Source organism: Aliisedimentitalea sp. MJ-SS2 (genome assembly GCF_032586155.1).
Classification (GTDB): domain Bacteria; phylum Pseudomonadota; class Alphaproteobacteria; order Rhodobacterales; family Rhodobacteraceae; genus JAWHTC01.
Map to the genome: position 1 here is coordinate 500,829 of NZ_JAWHTC010000001.1, position 26,926 is coordinate 527,754.

The 26,926-nt window shown below is 61.2% G+C and carries 15 protein-coding genes; 6 read left to right on the forward strand and 9 right to left on the reverse strand.

All coding sequences use genetic code 11. The features are described from left to right. Window positions 1–72: 72 nt before the first annotated feature. From RXV86_RS02390 to RXV86_RS02410, 5 genes are all read left to right on the forward strand, one after another. Window positions 73–6,501: an SDR family NAD(P)-dependent oxidoreductase gene (locus tag RXV86_RS02390; protein ID WP_316297193.1), complete on the forward strand. Its 6,429-nt coding sequence runs from the start codon at window positions 73–75 to the stop codon at window positions 6,499–6,501. A 1-nt stretch (window position 6,502) separates the two neighbouring features. After that, window positions 6,503–7,507 (forward strand): glycosyltransferase family 2 protein, encoded by a 1,005-nt coding sequence (locus RXV86_RS02395; RefSeq protein WP_316297194.1) that lies wholly within the window; start codon window positions 6,503–6,505, stop codon window positions 7,505–7,507. A 1-nt stretch (window position 7,508) separates the two neighbouring features. Next, complete coding sequence (locus RXV86_RS02400) at window positions 7,509–12,005, forward strand: MupA/Atu3671 family FMN-dependent luciferase-like monooxygenase (protein WP_316297195.1); 4,497 nt, start codon at window positions 7,509–7,511, stop codon at window positions 12,003–12,005. 4 nt (window positions 12,006–12,009) lie between these two features. Next, window positions 12,010–12,720, forward strand: a complete 711-nt coding sequence (locus RXV86_RS02405; protein WP_316297196.1) for a 4'-phosphopantetheinyl transferase superfamily protein — start codon at window positions 12,010–12,012, stop codon at window positions 12,718–12,720. Between the two features lie 250 nt (window positions 12,721–12,970). Further along, window positions 12,971–14,287: a chain-length determining protein gene (locus tag RXV86_RS02410; protein ID WP_316297197.1), complete on the forward strand. Its 1,317-nt coding sequence runs from the start codon at window positions 12,971–12,973 to the stop codon at window positions 14,285–14,287. Window positions 14,288–14,576: 289 nt separating this feature from the next. Here RXV86_RS02410 and RXV86_RS02415 read toward each other — a convergent pair whose 3' ends face one another. The 6 genes from RXV86_RS02415 to RXV86_RS02440 form a co-directional block, all read right to left on the reverse strand. Then, window positions 14,577–15,731, reverse strand: coding sequence for a CpsD/CapB family tyrosine-protein kinase (locus RXV86_RS02415; protein ID WP_316297198.1), 1,155 nt, complete (start codon window positions 15,729–15,731; stop codon window positions 14,577–14,579). A 214-nt stretch (window positions 15,732–15,945) separates the two neighbouring features. Beyond that, window positions 15,946–18,033: an NAD-dependent epimerase/dehydratase family protein gene (locus RXV86_RS02420; RefSeq protein WP_316297199.1), complete on the reverse strand. Its 2,088-nt coding sequence runs from the start codon at window positions 18,031–18,033 to the stop codon at window positions 15,946–15,948. A 14-nt stretch (window positions 18,034–18,047) separates the two neighbouring features. Further along, window positions 18,048–19,025, reverse strand: a complete 978-nt coding sequence (locus RXV86_RS02425; RefSeq protein WP_316297200.1) for a glycosyltransferase — start codon at window positions 19,023–19,025, stop codon at window positions 18,048–18,050. Next, window positions 19,022–20,257 (reverse strand): glycosyltransferase, encoded by a 1,236-nt coding sequence (locus RXV86_RS02430; RefSeq protein WP_316297201.1) that lies wholly within the window; start codon window positions 20,255–20,257, stop codon window positions 19,022–19,024. Before RXV86_RS02430 ends, RXV86_RS02425 begins: the two co-directional genes overlap by 4 nt. Continuing rightward, window positions 20,254–21,183: an NAD(P)-dependent oxidoreductase gene (locus tag RXV86_RS02435; protein WP_316297202.1), complete on the reverse strand. Its 930-nt coding sequence runs from the start codon at window positions 21,181–21,183 to the stop codon at window positions 20,254–20,256. The genes RXV86_RS02430 and RXV86_RS02435 overlap by 4 nt, the downstream gene beginning before the upstream one ends. Further along, complete coding sequence (locus RXV86_RS02440) at window positions 21,174–22,289, reverse strand: Gfo/Idh/MocA family oxidoreductase (protein WP_316297203.1); 1,116 nt, start codon at window positions 22,287–22,289, stop codon at window positions 21,174–21,176. Before RXV86_RS02440 ends, RXV86_RS02435 begins: the two co-directional genes overlap by 10 nt. Before the next feature lie 217 nt (window positions 22,290–22,506). On the opposite strand from RXV86_RS02440, the gene RXV86_RS02445 reads away from it, so the two are divergent. Further along, window positions 22,507–23,262, forward strand: coding sequence for a WecB/TagA/CpsF family glycosyltransferase (locus RXV86_RS02445; RefSeq protein WP_316297204.1), 756 nt, complete (start codon window positions 22,507–22,509; stop codon window positions 23,260–23,262). A gap of 36 nt (window positions 23,263–23,298) precedes the next feature. On the opposite strand, the gene RXV86_RS02450 is transcribed toward RXV86_RS02445, so the two are convergent. The 3 genes from RXV86_RS02450 to RXV86_RS02460 all read right to left on the reverse strand — a co-directional run bounded on the left by RXV86_RS02450 (window position 23,299) and on the right by RXV86_RS02460 (window position 26,886). Continuing rightward, window positions 23,299–24,273, reverse strand: a complete 975-nt coding sequence (locus RXV86_RS02450) for a hypothetical protein (RefSeq protein WP_316297205.1) — start codon at window positions 24,271–24,273, stop codon at window positions 23,299–23,301. After that, entirely contained in the window at window positions 24,267–25,082 is an 816-nt protein-coding gene (locus tag RXV86_RS02455; RefSeq protein WP_316297206.1) for a hypothetical protein, read from the reverse strand. Before RXV86_RS02455 ends, RXV86_RS02450 begins: the two co-directional genes overlap by 7 nt. Before the next feature lie 286 nt (window positions 25,083–25,368). Then, window positions 25,369–26,886 (reverse strand): calcium-binding protein, encoded by a 1,518-nt coding sequence (locus RXV86_RS02460; RefSeq protein ID WP_316297207.1) that lies wholly within the window; start codon window positions 26,884–26,886, stop codon window positions 25,369–25,371. Window positions 26,887–26,926 lie beyond the last annotated feature (40 nt).

Consider the following 26,926-nt stretch of genomic DNA (forward strand, 5'->3'; position numbering starts at 1 on the left):
CGAAGGCCCTAATATAACCATTATCTCGTGGGATGTTTCATTCCAACTGTAGGGACCTGGGACGAATTTTTCATGACGCAAGGCAGCGATCTGTTCGAACCCGCCGAGAGTGATATCGCGATCGTCGGGATGGCGGCGCATCTTCCGGGGGCGTCGAATATCGCGGAATACTGGCGGAACCTGCGCGATGGTGTGGAATCGATCCACCGGTTGAGCGAGGAGGAATTGCGCGCGGCCGGTGTGCCCGAGGCGATGCTGAACCGACCCGACTACGTGCCCGTTGCCGCGCTATTGGATCGGTTCGAGGAATTCGACGGGGATTTCTTTGGCTTTTCGCCGAAGGAAAGCGCCATCCTCGACCCGCAGCACCGGCAATTCCTGGAGATTGCCTGGGAAGGGTTTGAGAATGCTGGGCATATGCCAGAGAATTTCGATGGTCCGATCGGGATTTTCGCGGGCTGCGGCATGGGCAGCTATTTCTACTTCAACATTTGCTCGAACCCGGGGCTTGTGGACGACGTTGGCATGTTCCTTCTGCGCCATACCGGAAATGATAAGGATTTCTTATCAACGCGGGTAAGCCATGTATTTGACCTGAAAGGGCCGTCGATTTCTTTGCAGACGGCCTGTTCGACGTCGCTTGTTGCCACGCATTATGCGGCGCAATCGCTTTTGAACGGTGAATGCGACATGGCCTTGGCGGGGGGCGTGACGATCGAACTGCCTCAGGGACACGGCTATGTCTTCAAGGAAGGCGAAATCCTGTCACCGGACGGGCATTGCCACGCGTTCGATGCGGATGCGCAGGGAACCGTGTTCGGGTCCGGGGCCGGGGTTGTCGTCCTGCGGCGGCTGGAAGATGCGCTCCGTGATGGCGATCATATCCACGCGGTGATCAAAGGCTCGGCGGTCAACAATGATGGTGCGGCCAAGGCCGGATATCTGGCGCCGTCGGTCGACGGGCAGGCGGCGGCAGTGGCCGAGGCGCAGGCGATTGCCGGAGTGTCTGCCGAAACGGTGGATTATGTGGAATGCCATGGCACCGGCACTTATCTGGGTGATCCGATCGAGGTCGCGGCTTTAACCGAAGCATTCCGCAAGACAACGGAAAGGACTGGTTACTGTCGGATTGGCTCGGTCAAGACCAATATCGGCCATCTGGATACGGCGGCGGGCGTTGCCAGCCTGATCAAGGCATCGCTGGCGCTGGAGCATAAACAGATGCCGCCAAGCCTGCATTTCAACGCGCCCAACCCGGCGATTGATTTCGAGTATTCGCCTTTCCTGGTGAATGATCGTCTGACCCGGTGGGAGCGCGGCGACAGCCCGCGCCGGGCCGGGGTGAACTCGCTGGGTGTTGGGGGCACCAATGCCCACGTGATTTTGGAAGAGGCGCCGGAGCGGGAGGAGAGCGAAGAGAGCGACTGGCCGTTCCAGTTGCTGGTTGTGTCGGGGCGGACCAAGGCGGCGCTGGATGACAATGCGCGCGCGTTGGCGGCGCATCTGCGAGAGACTGACGATCCGCTTGCCGACGTGGCCTGGACCCTGAAACAGGGGCGGCGCGCGTTTGAAAAGAGGCGGGTCGTCGTTGCGGATAGTGCAGCGCAAGCGGCTGATTTACTGGAAGAAAACAACCCGCGCCTGGTGTTTGAACATGGGGTGATCGGGGATGACCCCGAGGTGGTCTTCATGTTCCCCGGTGGCGGAGCGCAATATGCCGGGATGGCCCGCGACATTTACGAGACCGAGCCGGTCTTCGCCGAATGGATGGATCGCGGGCTGAAGGTTTTGCAGCCGCGGCTGGACTATGACCTAAAGTCGCTTTGGTTGCCCGAGCCGGGTGACGAGGCGGCGGCGGACGAGGCGCTGAAGAAACCCTCGGTTCAACTGCCGCTGATCATGATCACCGAATACGCGCTGGCGCAGCTCTGGATGAGCTGGGGCGTGAAACCGGATGTGCTGGTTGGCCACTCCATGGGCGAGAACACTGCGGCCTGTCTGGCCGGGGTTATGTCGTTTGAGGATTGTATTGGCCTCGTGCATCTGCGCGGCTCGCTGTTTGATACGGTGCCGGAAGGCGGGATGCTGTCGGTCAGCCTGCCTGCGGAAGAGTTGACGACCTGGTTGGGTGAAGAACTTGACCTGGCTGGCGTGAACGGGCCGGGGCTGAGCGTGGCCAGCGGGCCTCAGGCGGCATTGGATGATCTGCAGAAAAGGCTGGAAGCGGCGGACATCGACTCTCAGCGCATCCAGATCGACATCGCGGCCCATAGCCGGATGCTGGAGCCCATTCTGGGGCGGTTTGGCGATTACCTGCGGGCAATCGATCTCAAACCGCCGGTAATTCCGTTCCTGTCCAATCGCACCGGGCAGGTGATCAGCGATGCCGAGGCCATGGACCCGGACTATTGGGTACGGCATTTGCGCGGCACGGTTCTGTTTGCTGATTGCATTGATACACTCTCGCAGCGGCGCGAAAGAATCTATGTGGAAATGGGTCCGGGTAAAGCCCTGTCGTCCTTGGCCGCACAGCATTCCGAGGTGAAGCGCGATCAGGTGGTTTCGGTCCTGCGCCATCCCGATGAAGACATGCCGGATGACGAGTACTTCATCGCTCAACTTGGCCGCATCTGGGCCATGGGCTGCGATTTCGACTGGTCGCAGATCTGGGGCGAGGCGCGGCGCAATCGAGTTGAGCTGCCGACTTATGCGTTCCAGCGCAAACCCTATTTCATTGAGCCAGGCGAGGCCCGGGCCGAGGCGGTGCCGTCGCATTTGATGCGTCAGGGTGACGTGGAAGATTGGGGTTATGTCCCGGCGTGGAAGCCGGTGGCGGCTGATTGCGATGTCGATGTGGACACGCTGGAAGACGCGCCGAATGAGCGTTGGCTGGTGTTTGTAGATGATACCGGGTTGGGCCGGGCGACTGTGGAGCGTCTGAAAACCGCCGGTCAGGAAGTGAAATGCGTCCGTGCCGGTGATGCCTTTGGCCGCGATGGGGAGGGCGGGTATATCCTGTCGCCCGAGCGTGGTCGCGAGGGCTATGACCAGTTGGTAGGCGATCTGGGCGAGTGGCATCCAACGAGGATCGCGCATTTCTGGCCGGTGACGCGGGGCGAGGATCATCGCCCGGGTTCGAGCTTCTTCCATCGCAACCAGGAGCAGGGGTTCTATGCCCTGATGTTCCTGGCTCAGGCGATGGGCGAGGCGAATTGGCCGGGCTGTCATATTGCCGTGTTCACGACGGGTGCAGCGGATGTGAAGGGCGTGGGCCTGGATTATCCCGAGAAGCTGACCTTGCGGGGGCCGGTCAAGGTGATCCCCAAGGAATTGCCGGGGATGACCGTGTCGACGCTGGATCTGGAGCTGCCCGAAGGCAAGCGTGACGGGCTGGCGCCATTGCTCGAGCGGGTCTTAGAAGAACTCTTTGCGGTGCCCGGGAATGCGGTGGCGGCGCTGCGCGGGGCGCGGCGGTTTGAACAGGTGTTTCGTGGGGCGGCGTTGAAGGCGGACATGCCGGAGGGGATGTTCCGCGAGGATGGTGTTTACCTGATCACCGGCGGGTTTGGCGGCATTGGCCTGACATTGGCCGAGCGTATTATCCACGATCACGGCGCGCGAGTTGTGCTGATGGCGCGGACGTCCTTGCCGTCGCGCGAGAATTGGGACGATCACAAGCGCCGCTTCGGGGCGCACGATGCCACCTCGCAGCGGATCGAAGCCGTTGAGCGGCTGGAAGCGCTGGGCGGGCAGGTTATGGTTGTTTCTGCCGACGTGTCCAACGTGGAAGACATGCGTGGCGCGTTGGAGCAGGTGTCGCTGCGGTTCGGGGCGGTGAATGGGGTGATCCATGCCGCCGGCGTGATCGCCGACGAGCCGCTGATGACCAAGAGCCCGGCTACGGCCGAGGATGTGTTCACACCGAAAATTCATGGCGTGCAAGTGCTGGAACAGCTGTTCCCGGATGGGGCTTTGGACTTCCTTGTGCTGTTTTCGTCATCGTCCACCGTGACGGCTCCGGCGGGGCAGATCGACTATGTCGCGGCCAATGAGTACCTGAATGGCTATGCCAAGGCGCGGGCCGGGGACAAGACCCGTGTGCTGTCGCTGAACTGGGGAATTTGGGCCGAGGTTGGCATGGCGGCGGATGCGTTGGGCGTGACCAAGGCGGAACCGGATCAGAGCGAGGTATCGATCGATCAGCCGCTGTTGGATGTGGCGACATTTGATCGCGATGGGAACCGGATGTTCAAGCGGAATCTATCGACGGCGGATTGGATCATTGGCGAACACCGCACCCGTGAAAACGAAGCATTGATGCCGGGCACCGGTTACATCGAGATCGCCGCACAAGCGCTTGAGGCACAAGGGGAAAGCGGAAGTTTTGAAGTCCGCGATCTGTATTTCCTGCGCCCCCTTGACCTGCATGATGGTGTGAGCCGCGAGATGCGGGTGACGTTGGAACGCAGTGAGCTTGGCTATGATTTGAAAGTGGCGTCAGCGCGCGAGATTGACGACCGGGTCGGCTTTGAGACCAATGCGCAGGGCGAATTGTCGTTGCTGCCGCTGCGTGAGGCTTTGCCGGTTGATTTGGCCGCGTTGGAGGCGCGTTGCGAGACCGTTGAGATTTCTGAAGCCGGGCGCACGCTGCGCTCGCCGCAAGAGGCGCATCTGAATTTCGGTGCGCATTGGCGGGTGCTGCATCGCGTGGCGCTGGGCAACGGTGAAGGCGTGGCACGATTGGCATTGGCGCCGGGGTTGGATGAGGTGGGGTACCTGCTGCATCCGGGGCTTTTGGACTTGGCGACAGGCTGGGCGATGAAACTGATCGACGGCTACGGGGGGCGGCACCTTTGGGCGCCTGTGTCTTACGGCGCCGTCAGGGTTTACCGGGCGCTGCCCCGTGAGATCGTTTCTTGGGTCCGCAATGGCGGCGAAAACCGTGCCGATGCGGGCGCGGCCAGCTTTGATGTGACGATCTGTGACATCGATGGGAATGTCTGTGTCGAGGTTCTGGGGTTCTCGATCCGGCGACTGGAAAGCGAAGGTGTTCTGACCGGAGGGGCGGTGAAAGCGTCCGAACTGGATTTCCCGGATGCGGAGGAAAACCGGCCGCTGTCGCCTGCGGAAGAGCGGTTGCGGCACAACCTTAGCCAAGGGATCAAGCCTGAAGAAGGGGCCGAGGCCTTCATGCGGGTGCTGGCAATGGGCAAACCCCAGGTGGTGGTGTCGTCGCTGTCGCTACCCGATTTGGTGGCGCAGGCCGAAGCGGAAGCGCCGGACGAAGGTGAGCCCCAGACCTTTGGGCGGCCAGATCTTGAGAATGACTATGTCGCGCCGGAAGGGGCGATCGAGGAAAAGCTGGCGCAGTTCTGGAGCGAATTGCTGGGCGTCACCGAAGTGGGTGCCGAGGACAATTTCTTCGATCTTGGTGGGCATTCGCTGATCGCGGTGCGGCTGTTTGCGATGGTCAAGAAACAGTGGGCGGTGGAATTCCCGATCTCGGTCCTGTTCGAGGCGCCAACCATTCGCGCTTGCGCAGAAATGATTGCAGCCGAAGGAGTTAGTGCCGAAAGTTCAAGCGGGGTTGGCGCGATTGCCCCTGCCAAGCAGGAACGTCGCTTTACCCATCTGGTGCCGATGCACCAGGGCGAAGGCGGACCACGGCGGCCGTTCTTCCTGGTTGCCGGCATGTTCGGCAACGTGTTGAACCTGCGCCACCTGGCGCATCTTCTGGGGACGGACCGGCCGTTCTATGGGTTGCAGGCCAAGGGGCTGTTGGGCGACGAGGCCCCGCATGACTCGGTCACCGAAGCGGCGCGCGACTACCTGGCCGAGATTCGGCAGGTGCAGGCAAACGGCCCATACATGTTGGGCGGGTTCTCGGGCGGTGGGATCATCGCATACGAGATGGCCCAACAATTGAAAGCGGCCGGTGAAGAGGTGTCGTGGCTGGTGATGCTGGATACGCCGCTGCCGCAGCGACGTCCGTTGACGGGTCGCGACCGGATGGCGATCCAGTTGCACGAGTTAAAGGCAGGTGGCTTTGCCTATCCATTCAAATGGCTGGCGCGGCGGGTCGCCTGGGAGTTTGCCAAGCGGCGCAAGAGTGACGCAGAAGTGTCTGAGAATGCGGAGGTTTCCTTCCATAACTCGGCAATTGAGCAGGCCTTCCTTGGTGCGGTGGCGCAATATCAGGTCAAGCCCTGGGATGGGCCGCTGGCGCTGTTCCGCCCGCCCTTGGTGGGGAAATGGCAGGTTGCGCCCGAACGCCTGGTCAGCTCGGAACGGGCTTACGTGACCAGCGACAATGATTGGACCCCGTTGGCGCCGCTGATCGAGGTGGTCGAGGTGCCGGGCGATCACGATAGCATGGTGCTGGAGCCCAATGTGCGGGTGCTGGCGGCACGGATGAAACGGGCAATCGAAGATGCCGAGAACCCCGGCCTGCGGGCCGGGCGGGTGGCGGCATTGCCCAAACGGATCGAGGCGGCGGAATAGCATGGCACGAATCCTGACCATTGTTCTCAACTACCGCACACCCGAAATGACACTCGGCGCGGTCGAGGCTGCGCTCAGAGAGATGCAGACGTTGGACGGCGAGATCGTGATCGTCGACAACGACAGCGGCGATGGCTCGCATGAGGCGCTGGTCGCGGGTGTGGCCGAAAAGGGCTGGGATATCCGGGTGCTGCAATCGGGGCGCAATGGTGGGTTTGGTGCGGGCAACAATTTCGGTATCCGCGCCGGGATGAGCGACGGATCAAAACCCGACTATTACTATATCCTCAATTCGGACGCGTTCCCCGATGAAGGTTCGATCTGTATCTTGTTGCAATACCTCGAAAAACACCGCGACGTGGGGTTCGCCGGAAGCTACATCCACGGACCCGAACGCGACACCCATGTGACGGCGTTTCGGTTCCCGTCGATCCAGTCGGAATTCGAAGGATCGGCGCGGTTCGGGCCGGTGACACGGATGCTGGCGGATCACGTGGTGCCTCTACCGGTGCCTGAGCAGGCGCAGGCGGTGGATTGGCTGGCGGGTGCGAGCATGATGATGCGGGCCGAGGTGCTGGAAGAGATCGGGCTCTTTGACGAGACGTTCTTCCTGTATTTCGAGGAAACCGACCTGTGTCGGCGGGCGAAACTGGCTGGGTGGCCGACGCATTATGTGCGCGATAGCCGGGTGACGCATATCGGTTCGGTCAGCACTGGCATGAAGGAATGGAACCGCGTGCCGGAATACTGGTTTGACTCACGCTGGCATTATTTTGTGAAGAACCATGGGTGGTTATACGCCGTACTTGCCACGTTTGCACATCTGACCGGGGGGGTGATCCATCGGGCGCGGGTGCTGTTGCAGCGCAAGGACCTGGGTGATCCGCCGGGGTTTTTGCGTCATTTGCTGGCGCATGATCTGCGGGCGCTGTTGCGGCGCCGGAAGAAGCATTCGAATGAAAATGGAAACGCGCTGAACCGAACCTCTTTCGGGGAAGGAAAGTAACATGTCTCAGGTATTCGTGATCATCGGCAATGAGAGCCTGGCGGTGCAATGCGGCGAGAAGGCGCTTGCCCATGGTGATACGTTGGCGGCGATGGTGACCCGCAATGATGAGGTGGCGAAATGGGCTACGGGCAAGGGCGTGCCGGTCATTACTGCTGGTGACGGGCTGGCCGAACGACTGAGCGGTGTTGCGCATGACTGGCTTTTATCGATTGCCAATCTGGACATGCTGCCGGAAGCCGTGCTGACTCTGCCGAGGCGGGGAGCGGTGAACTTTCACGATGGACCGTTGCCGCGCTATGCCGGGTTGAACGCGCCGGTTTGGGCGATGCTGGAGGGTGAGACCACCCACGGGATCACCTGGCACATGATGGCGGCAGGCGCAGATAAGGGCGCGATCGTTGAGCGGGCTGCGTTTGATATTACGTCAAATGACACGGCGTTGACTCTGAATACCAAGGCCTATGAGGCGGCTATCGGGTCGTTTGACGATCTGCTTGAGAAGCTGACGATGGCCGAAGTTCCTGTGGAGGAACAAGATCTTGCCGGGCGAAGCTATTTTGGCAAACTGAAGCGACCTGCTGCTGCAGGGCGGATTGAATTCGACCAACCTGCTGCCGACGTGGTTCGGAAGGTGCGGGCCTTGGATCATGGGCCTTATTGGAACCCGCTGGTGAAGCCGAAGATCGAGGCCGGCGGGCAGGTGCTTTTGGTTGGATCGGCGGAATTGTCCGGTGATCTGGTGGAAACTGCGCCGGGGACGGTTGTTGATGTCGACGATCAGCGCGTGACAGTGGCCTGCAATGAGGGAGCGGTTGTGCTGTCCGCGGTGACGGCGATCTGCGGCGGCGAGGTTGTTCTGCCTGCGCTGGTGGAGCAGGGCGATGTGCTTACCTCTCCTGACGCAGATGCGCGCCCGGCGTTGGACGATGCGATGGCTTTGGCGGCCAAGGGGGATGCCCATTGGCGGAGGCGGTTGAAGGAGATTGTTCCGGCCGAACTGCCGGGGGCCACGGGTGACGCGGGCGAGGTAAAGAAGATTGCGCTTGGAGCCGAGGTTGCACCCGAACTGGTTTTGGGGATGGTTGCGGCATTGGCCGAGCACGGGGTGGCTGACCTGGCTTTTGGTGGCGGGGAGTCTCGCGCCGAAGGCTATGTAAGCCATTGGGTGCCTGTGCGCGCCGGGGACGACCTGGATATCGCGCGGAAGATGCCCTGCTTTGCATTGGATCTGCAGGCGCGCGATGCGGAGATGGGCCGGGTCGCGATGCCGACTATCGGGTTATCCGAGGCGGGACACGTTCCCGGGACGGCGATGACTATTACACCGGGCGCGCTGAGCTATGACTCTGGTCGTGTGAGCTCGGTGCTGGCTGACCTCTGGGTCAAACGGCTGGAGCATGTGGCGAAGACCGGCGATGTTGACGCCCCGATGCCGGAGAGCGAGCGCGAGTTGGTGCTGAACGGCTGGAATGCGACCGTGGCGCAATATGACGCCGAACTGTGCGTGCATCAGGCGTTCGAGGAGCAGGTTGCCAGAACACCGGAGGCCACGGCGCTGGTGTTCGAGGGCGAAAGTCTGAGCTATGGCGAGTTGAATGCGCGCGCCAACAAGGTTGCGCATGTGCTGCGCCAGATGGGTGTGGAACCGGGCACGCTGGTGGGATTGGCCAGCGAGCGGAGCACGCATATGCTTGTTGGCGCCCTGGGTGTTCTGAAGGCAGGCGGGGCGTATGTGCCGCTTGACCCGAATTACCCGGCGGATCGGATTGCGCTTTATGTCGAGGATAGCGGTGCGCCGGTGATCGTGACGACCGGAGCGACACGGGGCGCTCTTCCGGCCTCTACGGCAGCCTCGCTGGTGCTTGATAGCGACCCGAGGATTGCGGAGGCACCCGAAGGCAATGTCGACAGCGGGGTGACGGGCGAGGACCTTGCCTATCTGATTTATACCAGCGGGTCGACCGGGCGTCCCAAGGGGGTGATGGTCGAACATCGCAACGTGTCGAATTTCTTTACCGGCATGGACGGGCGGATCGCCCATGATGAGGGTGCTGTCTGGCTGGCGGTGACGAGCCTCAGCTTCGATATCTCGGTTCTGGAGCTGTTCTGGACCCTGGCGCGGGGCTTCAAGCTGGTGCTGTCGGGTGATGAAAGCCGCAGCCTGGTCAGTGACGGGCGCATCGCCATGACCGACAAGGGCATGGAGTTCGGCCTGTTCTACTGGGGCAATGATGATGGCCCGGGCAAGCGCAAGTATCACATGTTGCTGGAAGGGGCGAAGTTTGCCGACGCCAACGGGTTCAGTGCGGTTTGGACCCCCGAGCGGCATTTCGCGGCCTTTGGCGGACCCTATCCGAACCCGTCGGTGACCGGGGCGGCGGTGGCCGCCGTGACCAAGAATATCAGCGTGCGATCAGGTTCGGTCGTGGCACCGCTGCACCATCCGCTACGGATTGCAGAGGAATGGTCGGTAATCGATAACCTGACCGAGGGACGCGCGGGGTTGGGCATTGCCAGCGGATGGCAGCCGGATGATTTCGTGCTGCGTCCCGAAAATGCGCCGCCCAACAACAAAGCCGCGATGTTTGACACGATCGAGAAGATCCGCGCGCTGTGGCGCGGCGAAACGGTCGAGTTCGACAACGGCAATGGCAAGGAGTGCGCGACGCTGACCCAGCCGCGGCCGGTGTCGAAGGAACTGCCGGTGTGGCTTACCATCGCTGGCAATCCACAGACCTGGAAAGAGGCGGGCGAGATTGGTGCCAATGTGCTGACCCATCTGTTGGGTCAGTCGATTGACGAGGTGGCGGGCAAGATCGAGATCTACCACCAAGCGCTGCGCGACAATGGTTATGACCCCGAGGATTTCACGGTCACCTTGATGCTGCACACCTACGTGGCCGAGACACGCGAGAAGGCGCGGGAGGTGGCACGGGGTCCGATGAAGGACTACCTCGCAGCAGCTGCGGTGCTGATCAAGCAATATGCCTGGACCTTCCCGGCGTTCAAGCGGCCCAAGGGGGTGGACAACCCGTTCGAGCTCGACCTTGAAGTGCTGACCGAGGAAGACATGGAAGGGATCCTTGAGTTCGCCTTCCTGCGCTATTTCGAGGATTCAGGTTTGTTCGGGACGGTTGAGGATTGTCTGGACCGGGTCGAGCAGTTGAAACGCATCGGGGTAACCGAGATCGGCTGTCTGATTGACTATGGCATCGACAGTCAGATGGTGTTGAATTCGCTGCCGCTCTTGGCCGAGGTACACAAGCGCGCCAACGAAGCGGCGCATGTCGCCGAGGGCGATTACTCGATCGCGGCGCAGATTGTGCGCCATGGGGTGACCCATATGCAATGCACGCCGAGCCTGGCCCGGATGATCGGGATGAACGAAGAGGCGCGCATGGCGCTAGGTCGGGTGAAACACCTGATGATCGGGGGCGAGGCGTTGCCGGGTGCGCTGGTCGAAGAGTTCGCAGCTCTGACGAATGCCAGCGTCGAGAACATGTACGGGCCAACCGAGACAACAATCTGGTCAACGACGGAAACCGCCAGTGTGGGCGAGGGGGTAGTGAATATCGGCAAGCCCATCTCCAATACGCAGGTCTATGTGTTCGACGAGAGTGGCGCGCCCTCTCCGGTCGGCGTTCCCGGTGAGTTGATGATCGGCGGGGCCGGGGTAACGCGGGGCTATTGGCAGCGCGACGACCTGACCGCCGAGCGGTTTGTCGAAAACCCGTATCATGGCGGGCGGATGTACAAGACCGGCGATCTGGTGCGCTGGCGGGCTGATGGGAAACTGGATTTCCTTGGCCGGGCCGATACGCAGGTCAAGCTGCGCGGCTATCGCATCGAGCTTGGCGAGATTGAGACCCGGTTGAATGAACAGCCGGGCGTGAAACAGGCCGTGGTGATGGCGCGCGAAGATTCGCCTGGCGATGTGCGATTGGTGGCCTATCTGCTGGCCGAGCGTGCCCCGGACGAGGCGGCGTTGAAGGCGGACTTGGGGCGTGACCTGCCCGAGTTCATGGTGCCGAGCCATTTCGTGCGGCTGGAAGAACTTCCGCTGACGCCGAACAAGAAGGTGGATCGCAAGGCGCTGCCGGCTCCGATGCGGGTGATGGCACCTGCCGCAGCCTCCGAGAAGAAGCTGCATGAGGCGGGATCCGTCGAAGCACACATCTCGAGCGTTTGGACCCATGTTTTGGGGGTCGATCACATCGGCGCCAAGGACAGTTTCTTTGACCTCGGCGGGCATTCGCTGTTGGCGGTGTCGGCGCATCGGGAAATCCGCGAGCTTTGCGGTGTGCCGCGCCTCGCGATCACCGACATTTTCCGCTTCCCAACGTTGGCTGGATTGGCCCAGCGGGTGCGTGATCTGAGTGAGGGGGCAGAGGCCCCGGAACCGGCAAAGGCCGCTGAAGTCGCGGTGGAGGAGCGCAGCGATACTATGTCCCGCCGTCGTGATATGCGGGCGCGGCGCAGGATGGCAAGGGCCTGACGATATGGCGCTGGATCTCACCAGGATGTCGATGCTCGAGGGCGCGGTGCAAGCCGCGGCGCCCCGGGAGGTGAGCGTGGTGTGTACCGATCCAAGGCTGAGTGTGCCCGACGGCGAGGTGTTCTATTCTGAGGCTGTGTCCATGGCCAGGGCGGTGCCGAAACGGCGGACAGAGTTCTTTGCCGGACGCCTGGCGGCGCATCGGGCGATGGCGCGGCGTGGGTTTCCGGCCAGTCCCGTGCCGATGGGCCGCGACCGAGCCCCGAAATGGCCCACCGATCTTGTTGGGTCGATCTCGCATTGTGACGCGGCCTGCGTTGCGGTGGTGGGCGCGCGCGAGCGCTATCGCTCGCTTGCAGTGGACCTGGAACCGGATGAGCCGCTGCCGGAAGATATACTGCCGATGGTCTGTCTGCCGCGGGAGCGTGAGTGGCTGGCCAGGCTGCCGCAAGACCAGCGCGGCCGCATGGCGAGGGTGATTTTTTCTGCCAAGGAATGTGCCTACAAACTGCAATATCCGATCACGAGAAAGGTGTTGGATTTCAGCGATGTGGAAGTCCAACTTGACCCGGAAGCCGGGCGGTTCGAGATAACTGTCGCGCCAGGCATCAACCCGTTTGGTGACAAAACGCCGCTCTGTGGTCGGTTCGGTCAGGAGGTAGGGGTCATGTTTTGCATGATGTATGCGCTTCAAGATATTGGTAAAATGAAATAAATAATTAAAAACATTCACAGTTTCAAGTTGCCGGGGTGGAAACGATCTGTTTCTGGCAAAATTGTGAAAAAAGTGGCGAAATTTGGGCAGACCGCCTATATTGGCATGGTCCGCCCCAGGGTTTGGCAGTGCTGGCTGCCGATCATGTGACACCCGCGTACGCGGGGCCATGGCAACACGGGGCGGACACGAGATCAGCCTAATTCCTGCGGGGGCAGGGAATTTCGCACGAGACAACGGAGTTTGGACGATGGGCCAGATTCAGTCACTTGCAGATTTCCTGAGCATGGTGCGTCGGCGCATCCTGTTGATTGTGGCTGTCCTGATGATCGGGACCGCCGTCACGATTGCCTGGACATTGGGACAGCCGAAAATCTATGAGGCCATCGCAGTTGCCCAGATCGAAAGCCCGACGGTACGCGATACCGGAAGCTCGACGCCGGGAGCCACAACGAATGGTACTGACCACCGGCTGCGCATTCTCGAACAGAAGCTGATGGCGCGGGACAACCTGGTGGGGCTTGTCGAAAACTATGGCCTCTATGCCAACACCGGATTCTCGACCGGGCTGAAGGTGGCGACGCTGCGCGAGGCGGTGCGCTTGACCCAGATCACTGATCAGACGGCGACATTCGGGGCGTCGCGGGTGCCGACCGGCATGATGATTGCCGTAACCCATTCCGAACCGGTGATCGCTGCCGAGCTGGCCAATGATTTCCTCGATCAGCTTGTCAGCCTGAACCGCGAACGGCGGACCGCGGCGGCGCAGCAGAACCTGACCTTCTTCCAGGCCGAGGCGACACGGGTCGAGGCCGAGATACGCGCGTTGGAGGCGCGGATCGCAAGCTTCAAGGAGCAGAACGCGGCCTATCTGCCCACCGGGATCGCAGCGCAGCGTGACGAGCTGGGCGCGCTGAAAACCACGCTGTTGGAGCTGGAGCAGAAATTCATCGAACTGGACGCCGGCCGGTCGCGTCAACGCGCCGAAGTGATCGAGCGGCAAAGCGCGCTGTTGCGCGAGCAGGAAGCCCTGATCCAGGCACGGATTGACGAGATCAACCGCAATATCGCCGGGGCTCCCGAGGTCGATCGCCAGTTCGGCATCCTGACCCGGGAGATGGAACAGCTGCAAGAGCAGCATAGTGTCATCACCCGCCGCGCGACCGAGGCCGAAATGGGGCAGCAGCTGACCAGTCAGGACCAGTTCGAGCGGATCGAGGTGCTTGAAAGCGCATTGGTGCCTGAAAACCCGGTGTCGGGATCGCGCAAGAAAAAGGCGGCACTGGGGGCGATCCTGAGCGGAGTCCTGGGGGTTGGGCTTGCTTTCCTGCTGGAGATGATGAACCCGGTGATCCGCACGCCGGCGCAATTGGAACGGCAGCTGGACGTCAAAGCGGTGATTGCCATTCCGAAGCTGACGACGAAGAGCGACAGGCGGAGCAAGCGCTTTGTACTGCTGGTGGCGCTGGCGGCTGTGCTGGCAGTGATCTGGACCAGCGCCACGGCGATGCGCAACGGGGCGATGTCGGTGATCGGAATGATTGCCGGGCGGGTCAGCAAGGTTTGAAGTCCGGGATTGCACGGTGGTGAACTGCGGCCTGTTGGCATGCGTTTCTCTATTGCAGACATGGCCTGTGTGGTGCGGCGGGGGCGGCCATTCAAACACCAGGCCAACCTCTTCCTCTTGCCCTAAATATCCCCGGGGGTCTGGGGGGCAGCGCCCCCCAGCCGGTCGGGTTGCGAAGCAATTCGAAAGCCCGCTTGAGGCCAGAAACACCCGTGCTCAATGCTTGGTCGGGAGAGGCCGGGCGAAACAGTTTGAAAAAATCAGAGTCACGGGTTTTGCTCGAAACGCGTTAATAACCGTAGGTATAGCCGGTGCGGCCTTCGTTTTCGGCCTGGTTCAGAACCACGCCTAGGAGCGGCACATCATCACCGATCCGGCGCATTGCCTCGTGGACTTCATCCGCGGTGGTGCTGCCGCCACCAACCACCATCAATACACCGTCGAAGTATTTCTTGAAGGCGATGACATCGTCATAGGCCAGCGCCGGAGGCAGGTCATAGAGCACCACGTCGGGGTCCAGCTCTTGCATCATGCGGGCAAAGGCATCATCCGTGCGCGGATCCTGGAACATCTCTGAGGCATAGGCTTCGACCCGATCATTTAGGCCGACGGCAAGGTTGTTGCCGATGTTCAGGGCATTGCGACCCAGGCGGATGAAATGATCATGTACGCTGCTGGCACCGGAGAGAAAATCGCCCATCGAGCCAGGATTGGCGGCACCAAGCACCGAGGCCACAGATGGGTTGCGCATGTCCATGTCCATCAGCACCGTGCGCATGGATTCGTAGCGAGACAGGGAAATCGCCAGGTTCACCGCGGTGAAGGTCTTGCCACAATCGCGGGTGGGCGAGGTCACAGCGACGCGTTTCCAGTCATTGTCATAAAGCGTCTGCACCAGCCTCGTGCGCAGCACGTCGAAAGCGCCATGGGCCGGATCGTGGCGCCCGGCGGTGATGATCAGGTTGCGTTCCAGATGTGCCGGGTCGACCGGGATCGAGGCAAGGTGGGACCACGTTTCTCCAACCTGTGATTCCGTGAGGGTGTTAGGTTCTGGCTCCGGTTCGGGTTGCGTCTCCGGCTCGGTTTCGGGGTTAGCGTCCATTTCCGACGGTTGATCCATATTCGGAGAATCCGAAGCCGCACCGCCGAACAGCACCTCGTGATCAACCTCGGGGACCTGCTGTTCGATCTGTGTGGCGGCGTCGCTGGTGGCAAAGCTTTCTTCGGCAGCCAGGGTGGCCTCGGTCATCGGGTCGAGTTCGGGATGCCATTCTCCGGATACCTCGGCCATGGGGGCATCCGACGTGACATTCGGAAGATCTAGGATTTCGGGCGCGGCATGCGGAGTGTCACGGTTGGCAATCTCGGCGATGAGACGTTCGCGTTCGGGGCTGCGGGTGCGGCGGCGGGATTTGCGGGTGAAACGGGGGCGATCATCAGACATGGGTGGCCCTCCGGTATTTGCCCGGCGAAACGAACTTGGAAATGACCGGTTTGCTGCCTGTCACGGTATCCACTCGTCTGTTGTGCCTCATGCGGGGGCGTGCCCACCGCGGTGTCGGTTGGTCCCAATATAGGGCCGTCAATTCTAATTGCCTTCAATATGCAAGGAAATCAGGCCAAATTATGCCACATGGGTGGTTTTTTGCAAATCACGATCAGAAGCCGAGCAGGCCTGCCCGGGTGATGGCCCGGTCGATGAAGCGGGCGCGGTCGGCTTCGGGTTGCCAGCCCAGAACCTGTTTGGCACGGGTATTGTCGAAGGGGGAATAATGCGCGCGGCTTTTCCAATCCTTGAGCGAGGGGCGATTGAGGCCCTTACGGCGCAACACCTTGGTCTTCAGGAAAAATTTCACTGCGTCCGAGGCAAAGAAAGGCCAGAACGGGCCAGACGAGACCTTGATCCGCGCGCCCAGCTTGTCGTGGATGGCGTCAAAATAATCGCGGGCAGAGAGCATTGGTTCGCCGGAGAGGTTGAAGCTTTGACCTATGGCTTCGGGGACTTCGATCATCCGCACCAGTGCCTCGGCGGTGTCCTCGATCAGGGCGAAGGGCAGGATATGTTTGCCGTTGCCCCAGATTTTCACCGCGCCGGCGCCGTGCCAGCGCCCGATGCCCCAATGTTGCAGCGGGCCCCCGTGGCCGACGACGATGGCCGGGCGGGCGATGACGAGAGGCAGGCCATCGGCCTTGTGCATCTCCATCAGGCAGCGTTCGCATTCGGCCTTGGAGCGGGCGTAGATGTTGCGGTCTTCGATGTCGCCGAAGGGGGTGTCCTCGGTGATCGTGACCGAGGGGTCGGACATGTCGTAAGAGGCGATGGTGCCGGTATAGACGAGGCGTTCAACACCTGCGGATTGGGCAGCGCGGGCGACGCGCAGGGCGGTGCCGACATCGTTTTCAAGCGCGGCCTCCCAGGTGTCGTCCATGGATTTGGCCAGGTTAAAAACGTACTTGATGCCCTGCATCGCCTCTGTCAGTGCATCCTCGTCATAGAGCGAGGCGGAATAGGTTTCGACATGGTTGGCGATGTCGTCGAAGGGGCCGGTTTTGCCGCGCGACACGACCCGCACGTCGATGCCGCGCGAGACCAGCTTGCGGGTCAGCGCCCGGCCGATGAAGCCGGTGCCACCGATCACCATGGCGGTGGGTTTGGGTGTTCCTTTGGGATTCGGTTGAGGCAACTCGGCGGCCATGAGCGCCAGGGCGCCGTCGATGGATTGCATGACCTGCGTGGCCGACGCACCGGAGAAGCGCGGGTCGGGTTTGCCCGACTGGACCGCGGAATAGACTCCGCTGCAGAGGCCCCGGAACGAGAGGCCATAGGGGGATTTCTGGTTGAGCGAGGCCAGTTGGCGGGCAGCGTTTCGGCTGCCTTCGCGCAGATGCTGCCAGCTTTGGGAGAGTTCGGCGCGCAAGGGATTCAGCACCAGATCCGACGTGTTGGCGGAGGCGGTGGTCAGCGTGTCGTTGGCGTAGTCGAGCCGCGCCATTGCAGAACTGCCCCGGATCACCAGAGAGCGGTCGTCATGGGTCTCAACCAGACTGAGCGTGATGTTGAGATCGACATCGCCAGCGCGGGCCATAATGCGGATACCTTGCGGGCGAGTACCGCCGCCGGGGATGTCGACAGGTTTTGACGTTTCAAGATGCTGTACGGCAACCGGTCCGAACAGGTCCTGCGCAAAGGCAAAGAGGTGTGGGCCGAGTTCCAAAAGGAGGTTGCGGCTTTCTTGCATAAGCCAGATGCCGTAGGGGCCGGCGCGCAACGGTCCGAGCGGGAAGGCCCAGGTAATGTCGGCGGTGGAGATACGGCCAAGTTTCCCTTGTGTGATCAGGTGCTTGAGGCGTGCGTAGGCGGGAATGCCAAGGAAGTTGTGCCCGGCGTTGAACTGGACATTTCGGGCTTGGGCTGCGGCTTCGATCTCCGCCGTCTCGCTACCCGACAGTGCGACGGGTTTTTCGACAAGGACATGCACGCCCGCCTGGATGCATTGCAGCGCAATGGCGTGGTGCAGATGCGGTGGGGTGCAAATATGTACGGCATCCACGGCTCCGGCGGCGAGCATTTCCGAAAGGTCAGTGTAGGCCTCGATCCCGTAGCCCATGGCGAACCCCTGCGCGGCGCTGGAAGACGTGTCGCAGACGGCGGTCAGGCGGGTGCCGCGCGTGGCGCGGATTGCATCGGCATGCCAGGTTGAAATGTAACCGGCGCCGATGATGCCAACCTTGATTTGATCCGACATGGGTGCACAACCTCTTATTTATACTCGATAATTTCCATTTCATGGCCGAGGCGCTTGCGCTTGCGGTAGCGCATGACTCCGACCAGGTTGGGGAATTTCGAGAGGAACAGCAGCACCGAATGGTGCAGCGATGTTTTGAGCGGAAGACCCGCCTTGCGCAGACCTTCGACGGTGCGGATGTAGGATCCGAGATAGAGCAGCAGGACAAACAGCAGCAGCCAGCCCGACATCACCGCGCCAACGATCAAAAAGAAGGGCAAGACCCCGCCAAACAACCAGACGCGGCGGCGCTCGTTGCGAAAATGGGTCGGGTGCAGATCACCGACTTGACCAAAACCGTGGCCCGATCGGATGGCGCGCTGCCACCATTGCGAGAAGTGCAACATGGCGGCGTCGTGATGGGTCATTGGGATTGGCAGGCGATGAACGCGGTGGCCGGATTTGCGAACTCGAACACAGAATTCGTCGTCTTCCGCAGCGATGACACGCGGGTTGAAGCCCTCGAGTTGGGCAAAGAGTACGCGGCGCACCATCATGTCACCGCCGCAGGCGTCGATATCGCCCGCCGGGCGGTGCCATTCGAAATCGCACATGGCGTTGTAGACGCTGGCCTCTGGGTGCAGTTCCGCGCGCCACCCCGTGACGATGCCGATGTCGGGAGTGTCATCAAGGGCTTGGGCCGCGTGGGTCAGCCAGCCAGGTTCCAATGTGCAGTCGCCATCGACGAATTGCACGTAGTCGGGTGGGTTTGGGCCGCGGTTCAGCGCCTCGAAGCCAGCGTTGCGGGCGCGCGCGGCGGTGAAGGGTTCGGTCGTGTCGAGAAGGACGATTTCGGCCCCGGCTTTGCGGGCCTCTTCGACGGAATTGTCGGTGGAGCCAGAATCGACGTAGACCAGCCGCGTGGCCTCTCCCTGCATTGAGGCGAGGCAGTTGATCAGCCGCTGGCCTTCGTTGCGGCCAATGATGACGGCGCCGATGGTTGATCCGGTCATGGTTGGGCCTCGGGTCGTTTTGCGGGCGTTTCACCCTGTGCATAGGCGGTGAAGAGATGGGCGAGGCGGGCCGCCTCGGTGTGGCTGGTGAACTCGGCTTGCACCATGGCACGGCCCGCGCGGCCCATTTCGGACGCCTTGTCAGGGTCTTGCAGGATTTGTGTGGTAGCGTCGGCGAGCGCCTTTGCGTCGCCAGGGGGCACGAGCAGGCCGGAGATGCCGTGCTCGACCAGTTCGGGGATGCCGGCGATGCGGGTGGTCAGGACCGGGACTTCGGCGGCCATGGCCTCCATCAGCACCACAGGAACGCCCTCGGCAAAGGAAGGCAGGACCAGAAGGTCGGTTTCCTTGAGAAGCGCGGCGACCTCGGATTGCGAGCGGTAGCCCATGAAGTCGATGTCATGGGGCAGGGTTGCCGCCAGTTTCTCCAACGCCACGCGATCAGGGCCGTCGCCAACGATGGCAAGCGAGAGGTCGGACAGGTCCATGCCTTTCATCGCGTCGAACAGGACGGGCAGGCCTTTTACGGCGGCGAGGCGGCCGACAAAGAGCATCTGGGTGCCGCGTTGGCGGGGTTCGGGTGTGTAGCGGTCGGGATCGACGCCACAATGGATGATGTGGAGCTTTTGCCAGTACTCGGCATCGGAGAAGGCCATGGCTTGCGAGCGGCAGAATTCCGAGATGCAGGAGACGAAGGCGGCGCGTTTGATTTTTTCGTCCAATCGCCAGCGGATCGGTTCGAAAAAAATGTCCGGCCCGTGCAGGGTGAAGCTGTAGGGGATACCTGAAAGTTCGGAGGCCAGCATCGCCACGGTACACGACGATTTGGCGATGTGGTTGTGCAGGTGGGTCGCGCCGATGGTCTGCACGTGGCGAGCCAGAACGGCGGCCTCGACGAAGTAGATCAACTGGTAGAGCGTGGGCTTGATACCGCCGGGAGAGGTTTTCAGGGCCAGTTTGAGAGCCTTGAAATACCGAATTGGATTGCGTGCAAGCCGCTGTAAGTGCGTCGAAGTCAGGTGGAGGGGCCGTTTGGTAGCCTCGAGCACGTGGAAGGTGTTTGCGGCCTCGATACGTTGCTCCTCGCCGACATGGTGTTCGGTTCCGGTGCGGCGAATTGAACAGGTTTCGACCTCGAGCCCGTGGTCGCGCAGGGCGGCAACCTCGCGCTGGATGAAGGTGTCGGTGGCGCGGGGGTATTCGCCGGTGAGATAGGCAATGCGCAGGGTCATGGGCTGGCCTCTTGCGCTGTTTGCAGAGCGTCGGACCAGGGTGCGGGGGACCAGTTGAGGTCGGCCTTGGCGCGCGTGTTGGAATAGGTTTTGGGGCCAAAGCGGGCCGTGAGCGTGCGGGGTTGCAACAGACCCGGCAGGCGGATTGGCAGAGGGCGAAAGAGTCGACCGATGAATGCGGGGATCTGCCGGGGGAAGGGCAGTTGGGTTCCGGGCGCACCTGGGCCGAGCGCAGTCAGGAAGGCGCGGGCATTGGGCAGATTGTCGGAGACGAGGTTTATGGCGCGTTTGCCCTCCGGGGCCGGAGTTTCTGCGGCGTGGATCAGCGCCCGGGCGCAGGATTCTATGTCGATCACGGGGATCTGCGTGGCGTCGCCCATACGTAAGAAGATCGGGCCGAGTTGTTGTCCGAGATGGGCGTTCCACAGGCGGTTTGGCCCGAACACCGCGCCGGGCCGGGCGATCCAGGTTTCAATTTCCGCATCATTGAGCAGAGCTTCTTGAGCGATTTTGGACTGGGCGTAGGCATCGCGGGTTTCGGGGTGCGGATCGAGCGTGGTGTCCTCGGATATGGCCCGCGCATCGGCGTCGTAGACCGCGATGGAGCTGAGCAGGACGAGGCGGGGTTTGGTTTCCGCCATGGCCGCGACGAGATTGCGGGTGGCGGCGAGCGTGTCACGCTGGGCAAGTGCCGGGTCGCCGGACATTGAGGAGGCGGTGTGGATTACCACATCTGATCCAGTGATAGATTTGATAAGATAATCTGCATCAGATGAGAGGTCACAGGTGATCTGTTCGACACCCTCGGGGAAGGTTGCGGCGCTGCGGATCAGGGCGCGCACCTGGTGGCCGCGCGCAATGGCGGCGTCAACGCAGGCGCGACCGATGAACCCACCGGCGCCGGTGATGGTGATGGTCAGACCCATGGCATCGGCTCCATTGGGTCACAGCGCGAGGTGATGTCAACCGCGCCCGAGGTTCCGGCGTTCTGGATGGCGAGGGTGACCTCGGTCAGGTGCAGGGCGAAATCGCCTGCGATGCGCGAGGGTTTGCCGGCGGCGATGGCGTCGAGCATTTCTGCCGGACCGAGAGCGAAATTCATCGCGGCGGCACCGGAACGTTTGACGTGCGGGTGGGTTTTCTCCTTTGGTTTCAAACGTTTGCCGATGGGGTGTTCCAGCAGGCGGCGGCGGATGCGGAAGCGTTTGTGGAACCGTACCGGTGCGGCGTTGTTCCAGGCTTCCTTGACCTGCAGGTAGCCATCATCGCCGATGACGCGGATGCGGTGGTCATGCGGGGCGGTGATGGAACAGGTTAGCCGCGCCACGGGGCCGTTTTCGAAAAACAGCGTTGCGACCGAGAAATCCGGCGTGCCGGAGATGCCGCGCTTGTCGGGCAGCGTTTCCGCCGAGGCGGCGACCACGTGGGTGACCGGGCCGAACATGGCGATGAGCCAGCTGAGATAATACCCGGCGTGTTCCAGCGTACAGCCGGTTTTGAATTCATCCTCATAGGGCCATGGCGCGCCGGAGACTGAGCGCCAGCCCTCGAGCGGGGCTTGCGGGATGAAGCCGTCGTCAAGCTCGGCATAGACAAGGCGGGGGGTGCCTGCTGTGCCGTTGCGGGCGGATGCGATCAGGATCTGGGCGGCCTCGGACAGGACCGAAGAGGGGGCCGAGGCCAGTTGCAGGTCTTTCGATGCAGCAAGGGCCACGAGATCGCGCGCCTCGGGTATGTCGAGCGTCATCGGCTTTTCGCAAAAGACATGGCGGCCCGCATTGAGTGCTGCACGGTTGATTTCGGCATGGGACGAGGGGTTGGTGAGATTCAGCGCGAGGCCATCAGCGGGCAGGACCGCAAGGGCGGCATTGAGCGTGTCGAAGGCAGGAATGCCGTGATGGGCAGTAAACTGGCTTAACCTTGTGGTGTCGCGATCAAAGGCGCCGACTAACTTGATATGGGGGAAGGTTTTTAATCCGGCCATGTAGAGATCTGCAACGAAGCCACAACCGATAAGAAGAACTGAACTCATGCGAAACCTCCCGTGATACGGGAGCGCGCCCCGGATTGCGCCGGGGGGATGTCGGTTTGGATGGACATATGTGCTGCCTTTGCCATCTCGCTTGGTGACCTTGAGAACACATAAAATGGGCAATACTACGGCAGGTCACCGTAAAACCGTGGTTTTTCCGGGTTTGTGCCATGAAAAGAGGGCATATTCCAGTGAGCATGGCCTTGGGAGAAACCGAGTGAAATTCCGCATCAAGTCGACAGAGATCGAGGTGAACCTGCCTGACGCGGCGGCCTTGCTTGCGGAAGTAGGGCAGCGGTTCGAGGCCGGGACAGGCTTTGCCCTGGCGACGATCAACCTGGATCACTTGGTGAAACTGCGCAGCTCGGAGGTGTTTGCCGACGCCTACGCGGCGCAGGACTTGGTGGTGGCGGACGGCAATCCGATTGTCTGGCTCGGGCGGCTCGCAGGTCGTGACCTGTCGCTTGTGCCTGGCTCGGACATGGTGCTGCCGCTGGCGCGGCTGGCGGCAGAGAAAGGCGTCAAGGTTGGCCTGGTGGGCTCGACCGAGCAGAGCCTGGCGCGGGCCGGGGATGAAATGCAACGGCTTGTGCCCGGCCTGGAGGTCGCCGCGAAGATTGCGCCGCCGATGGGGTTTGATCCACAAGGGCCGGGCGCTGAACAGGTGTTTGCGGGGCTTGAGGCGGCCGGTGTCGGCCTGGTGTTTCTGGCTCTGGGGGCGCCCAAGCAGGAGATTCTGGCCGCGCGTGGGCGCGAGCAGTTGGCAGGCATTGGATTTGCCAGCATCGGGGCGGGACTGGATTTTCTGTCCGGAGCCCAAAAGCGTGCGCCGAAATGGGTGCGGGCGATTGCGATGGAATGGGCCTGGCGGATGCTGTCGGCTCCGGGTCGGCTGGTGCCGCGCTACGCCAGGTGTTTCGCCATTCTGCCGGGGCATATGTGGCGGTCTTTGAAGATGCGTTCCACGCGGTGACCGCGGGACGGCGCTCCTGCCGGCGCAGGCCATGGTTTAGGGCTTTGACGGTCCGATACCCAGTTCCATTTCGACGAGTTCGGCAATCATCTCATAGTTATGGATGACAAGTGGGTGGATGTTCGCCGGGACGGCGTAATCCCTGGGCAATGGCATGCGGTACATACCGGAATAGGTTGCCATACCTGCAAGGAAATTCAGCGTATCGGTGGCATGAGGCGCGTTGTCGATATAGAGATCTGTTGCCTTGATACCCGAAAGTTCGGTCTCGGTCAGGAGACGCGAGATGATCGGGCCGACCGGGACCGAGATGATGTTGATATCCGGACGCGCGGCGACAAGTGCCGCGTGATAGTCGTCCCACCAATCGCTGAAGTCGTCGAGGACATAGTCGTGATAGGCCGCAAGCTCGGCCGGGCTGGGGGGGAAGGATTCGTTGGCGATGAATGTCGCCATGTCGGGCCAGTTCTCGTAGATGTAGATGTCTATGCCGGGTTCCCGTTCACTCACCCAGTCGATGAGTTCGATCGTGAATTCAACGGCTGACTTTCTGTGCCCGGGATATGCGGCGTCGGGTGACTGAAACTGGATGAAATTCGCAGGTGTTAGCAGAATGGTGTCGAAATTTGCGGCCGCGAAACTTTGGACATCGGAATTCCAATCCGGGATCCCCGGGAGCCCCCATTGTCCAGTTGGCGGCAGGGTGGCCACGTGGCCTGGCAGAAACCCATATTGGCCTGAAAAACCATAGCCATGGCCCGCAGCCTGAGCCAGTTGGTTGATCCAGTACGGAACCTTGGTTTCAATCAGGCTATGCCCGAAGATATAGGTTTTCATTTTCGTGCGTTTGGGTGCAGCATCAGGCGTCCCTTCCGACGCCGTGTTGCCGGCGCCGGTGGCAATTTTCATCCCCGCGCTGTCGATCAATTGATCGGTCCGGTCCGCATCCGTGAAGATGTAGCCGTTGGTCGCGGCCAACATGTAGCTGAGAAACAAGTAAAGGCTTAACATTTGGAAGTTCCCTCAAGCGGCGCGATGTTTTGCCATCCGCATAATTCTGCATAGCAGGCTGGATTCGTATCCGTCGGAAGCGTCATGGCAAGCCTTATGTCCCGAAATTTCTGAGCACGCCGTTTTTCACGCCAGTGCTTGATGCCGGACCGGGTAATCTCCGTTACGGCTGTCTTCAAAGGCAGTCGGGAATGCCATTTTTTCTGCATGTACCTAAGGCATTGACTGAAGTCTTCACCAAGTGTGTCGTGGAATCCATCATTATGGATCACCGGAAGCGACACCGAGTAGCACCCTTTGTTTTGGCCAAGGGCGGTCTGCACGATATCGGTTCCATAGAGGTGAAAGTTTGGAAGCTTCTCGTCAAATCGCAACCCGGCGTCACGCCGCATGACAATCATCAATTCATCATAGCTTTGAATCGGAACCGGTTTCGTAGGGACCCGTCCAACGATCTGTCCGAGAGAGGTCGACCATACGGGCCCGAAGACCGTGCCGTATTCATCGACGCCGACCGGTCCGAGCAGAGCCCAATCGGGATCCAGAGCTTCAACCTCTGCGACGCGCTTCTGAAGCAGTTCAGACCAACCAACTGGCAGGTAAACGTCATGATGGACAAAGACGATGATTTCGGCGTCGCTCAACTCGAGACCGCGATTGTAAGCAATGGATGCCGAAGGCGCATCTTGTATGACGTGCAGCTGGTGGCTGTCATTTAACAGACAGGGAGAAGCCTTCAGGTTGAAGCCCAAGATGTCTTGATTGTGGCTCGCAACAACAAGAGCAATGCTTTTCGATTGACTGGACATGTAAATGATCCTTTTGCCTTGTTGATCAACGACCAAGACGCATATCTCTTGCGTGCTTGGTATACGCCAAGGTTTGACCATCATCAAATTCGACGCGCGCCATTTCTGTGGACAGCTGAGTGGTGTTTTCAGGTGTATCGCCAACCAGCGCCAGCCGGAGATTATTCATTCTGATGTGCCGCTCTGAAATGATACAGCCCGGATTTCGCACAAGCCGAGAAACTCAAAAGCGCCCCGGCTACGGTGTAGGCGGGGCGCTTCAATGGGTCTGACCGGTGCCGTCACGTCAGGCCGCCGCTTCTACCGTCGCAATTGACGACGCGGAAACATCTGCCGCAGTCACGCCAGCCAAATGCGCCACGAGTATCCCGTCAAGCAATACGCGCACCAAGTCAAACGGCGCGTCCACGTCGTCTTCGAGAACGATTTCACCAGCCCCCGCGTACCCTGCCGGGACCATGATCACGACGGTATCTTCGCCATCCGTATAGTCGGTGATGTAAGGGGGATCGATATCCTCGTTGGTGCCGTCGACCCAGGTTCCGGTGACAAAGGTATCCGCACCCGCGCCACCGGTGGCGCCATCGCGGCTTCCGAGGATTAGTGTGTCGTCCCCGTCTCCGCCGATCAATGTATCGAATTCTTGGTCGTCTTCGCCGCCATCCAGCACGTTGTTGGTGCCATCGATGACATCGTTCCCGGCCCCGCCTTCCATGTAGTCGGCACCAAGTCCACCCAGCAAGGTGTCATCACCGGCTTCACCGTACAGTGTGTCGTCCCCGGAAAGGCCCTCAAGCGTGTTTGCGCCGTCATCCCCGGTCAGCAACTGGCCCTCTGCGCTTTCACCGCCGCCTTCGGTTCCTCCTTCGGTTCCGCCTTCGGAACCACCTTCCGAGCCGCCTTCGGTCCCACCGCCGGTGCCGTCCGCTGCGACCACGGAAATGGCCGCCATGGGTACGTCGGCCGCGGTTATACCCGGCAATTGCGCAACCACGGCGCCATCAAGCAGAACATTCACGCCGTCGCTTGTATCTTCAAGCGTGACATCGCCTGCGCCGCCGTAACCATCCAGTGTCGTAATGACGAGGGAATCGCTGCCATTCATGAAATCTGTGATGACTGGGGCGGCGTTGCCTCCGCTGTCGTGATAGACCCAGCTCCCGGTGTGGAACACGTCGTCACCGTCCCCGCCGGTGCCCGTATCGTTGTTGCCGAGGATCAGCACGTCGTCATCTTCCTCGCCGTCAAGCGCATCGGCGTCGTAATCATCGAAACCGTCGCTCAGAACACCTTGCGTCCCATCAAGCGTATCATTGCCCGCGCCGCCCGAGATCACATCCAGCCCTTCCCAGCCCAGAAGCAGGTCATGCCCGCCGCCGCCGTCAATAGTGTCATGGCCGGTGCTGCCTTCGACGGTGTCATCCCCGTCCCCCATGGTGAAGGCATTGTTGCCGCCGGCATCGGTCGCGTGGTCGTTCCCGGCACCACCATCGATCGTATCGTCGCCAACGCCGCCTTCGATCGTGTCATCCCCGGCTCCGCCACGGATCACGTCATTGTCTTCTTCGCCATCAAGAAAATCGTTTCCGGTGCCGCCTTCGATGGTGTCTTCTTCGTCACCACCCATGATCGTGTCATCTCCGGCCAGCCCGAGAAGCAGGTCCGGTCCTGCGCCACCGATGAGTTCATCGTCGCCTTCGGTTCCTTCGCCCGAGCCGCCTTCTTCGCCTCCGCCACTGCCGTCGCCGAGGTCGAAAAGAAATCCAAGCGCAAGCACGCCCAAAAGAATAAACAGTTCAGTCATCATGACATCCTTTGCGAGCCCCACACGAAATCGACATATT

Coding starts and splice junctions, on each gene's coding strand:
- RXV86_RS02440 (WP_316297203.1), bottom strand. CDS start 22,289: ATGAGTTCAGTTCTTCTTATCGGTTGTGGCTTCGTTGCAGATCTCTAC.
- RXV86_RS02415 (WP_316297198.1), bottom strand. CDS start 15,731: ATGTCTGATGATCGCCCCCGTTTCACCCGCAAATCCCGCCGCCGCACC.
- RXV86_RS02425 (WP_316297200.1), bottom strand. CDS start 19,025: ATGACCGGATCAACCATCGGCGCCGTCATCATTGGCCGCAACGAAGGC.
- RXV86_RS02450 (WP_316297205.1), bottom strand. CDS start 24,273: ATGTTAAGCCTTTACTTGTTTCTCAGCTACATGTTGGCCGCGACCAAC.
- RXV86_RS02430 (WP_316297201.1), bottom strand. CDS start 20,257: ATGACCCTGCGCATTGCCTATCTCACCGGCGAATACCCCCGCGCCACC.
- RXV86_RS02405 (WP_316297196.1), top strand. CDS start 12,010: ATGGCGCTGGATCTCACCAGGATGTCGATGCTCGAGGGCGCGGTGCAA.
- RXV86_RS02460 (WP_316297207.1), bottom strand. CDS start 26,886: ATGACTGAACTGTTTATTCTTTTGGGCGTGCTTGCGCTTGGATTTCTT.
- RXV86_RS02410 (WP_316297197.1), top strand. CDS start 12,971: ATGGGCCAGATTCAGTCACTTGCAGATTTCCTGAGCATGGTGCGTCGG.
- RXV86_RS02435 (WP_316297202.1), bottom strand. CDS start 21,183: ATGGGTCTGACCATCACCATCACCGGCGCCGGTGGGTTCATCGGTCGC.
- RXV86_RS02395 (WP_316297194.1), top strand. CDS start 6,503: ATGGCACGAATCCTGACCATTGTTCTCAACTACCGCACACCCGAAATG.
- RXV86_RS02420 (WP_316297199.1), bottom strand. CDS start 18,033: ATGTCGGATCAAATCAAGGTTGGCATCATCGGCGCCGGTTACATTTCA.
- RXV86_RS02390 (WP_316297193.1), top strand. CDS start 73: ATGACGCAAGGCAGCGATCTGTTCGAACCCGCCGAGAGTGATATCGCG.
- RXV86_RS02455 (WP_316297206.1), bottom strand. CDS start 25,082: ATGTCCAGTCAATCGAAAAGCATTGCTCTTGTTGTTGCGAGCCACAAT.
- RXV86_RS02400 (WP_316297195.1), top strand. CDS start 7,509: ATGTCTCAGGTATTCGTGATCATCGGCAATGAGAGCCTGGCGGTGCAA.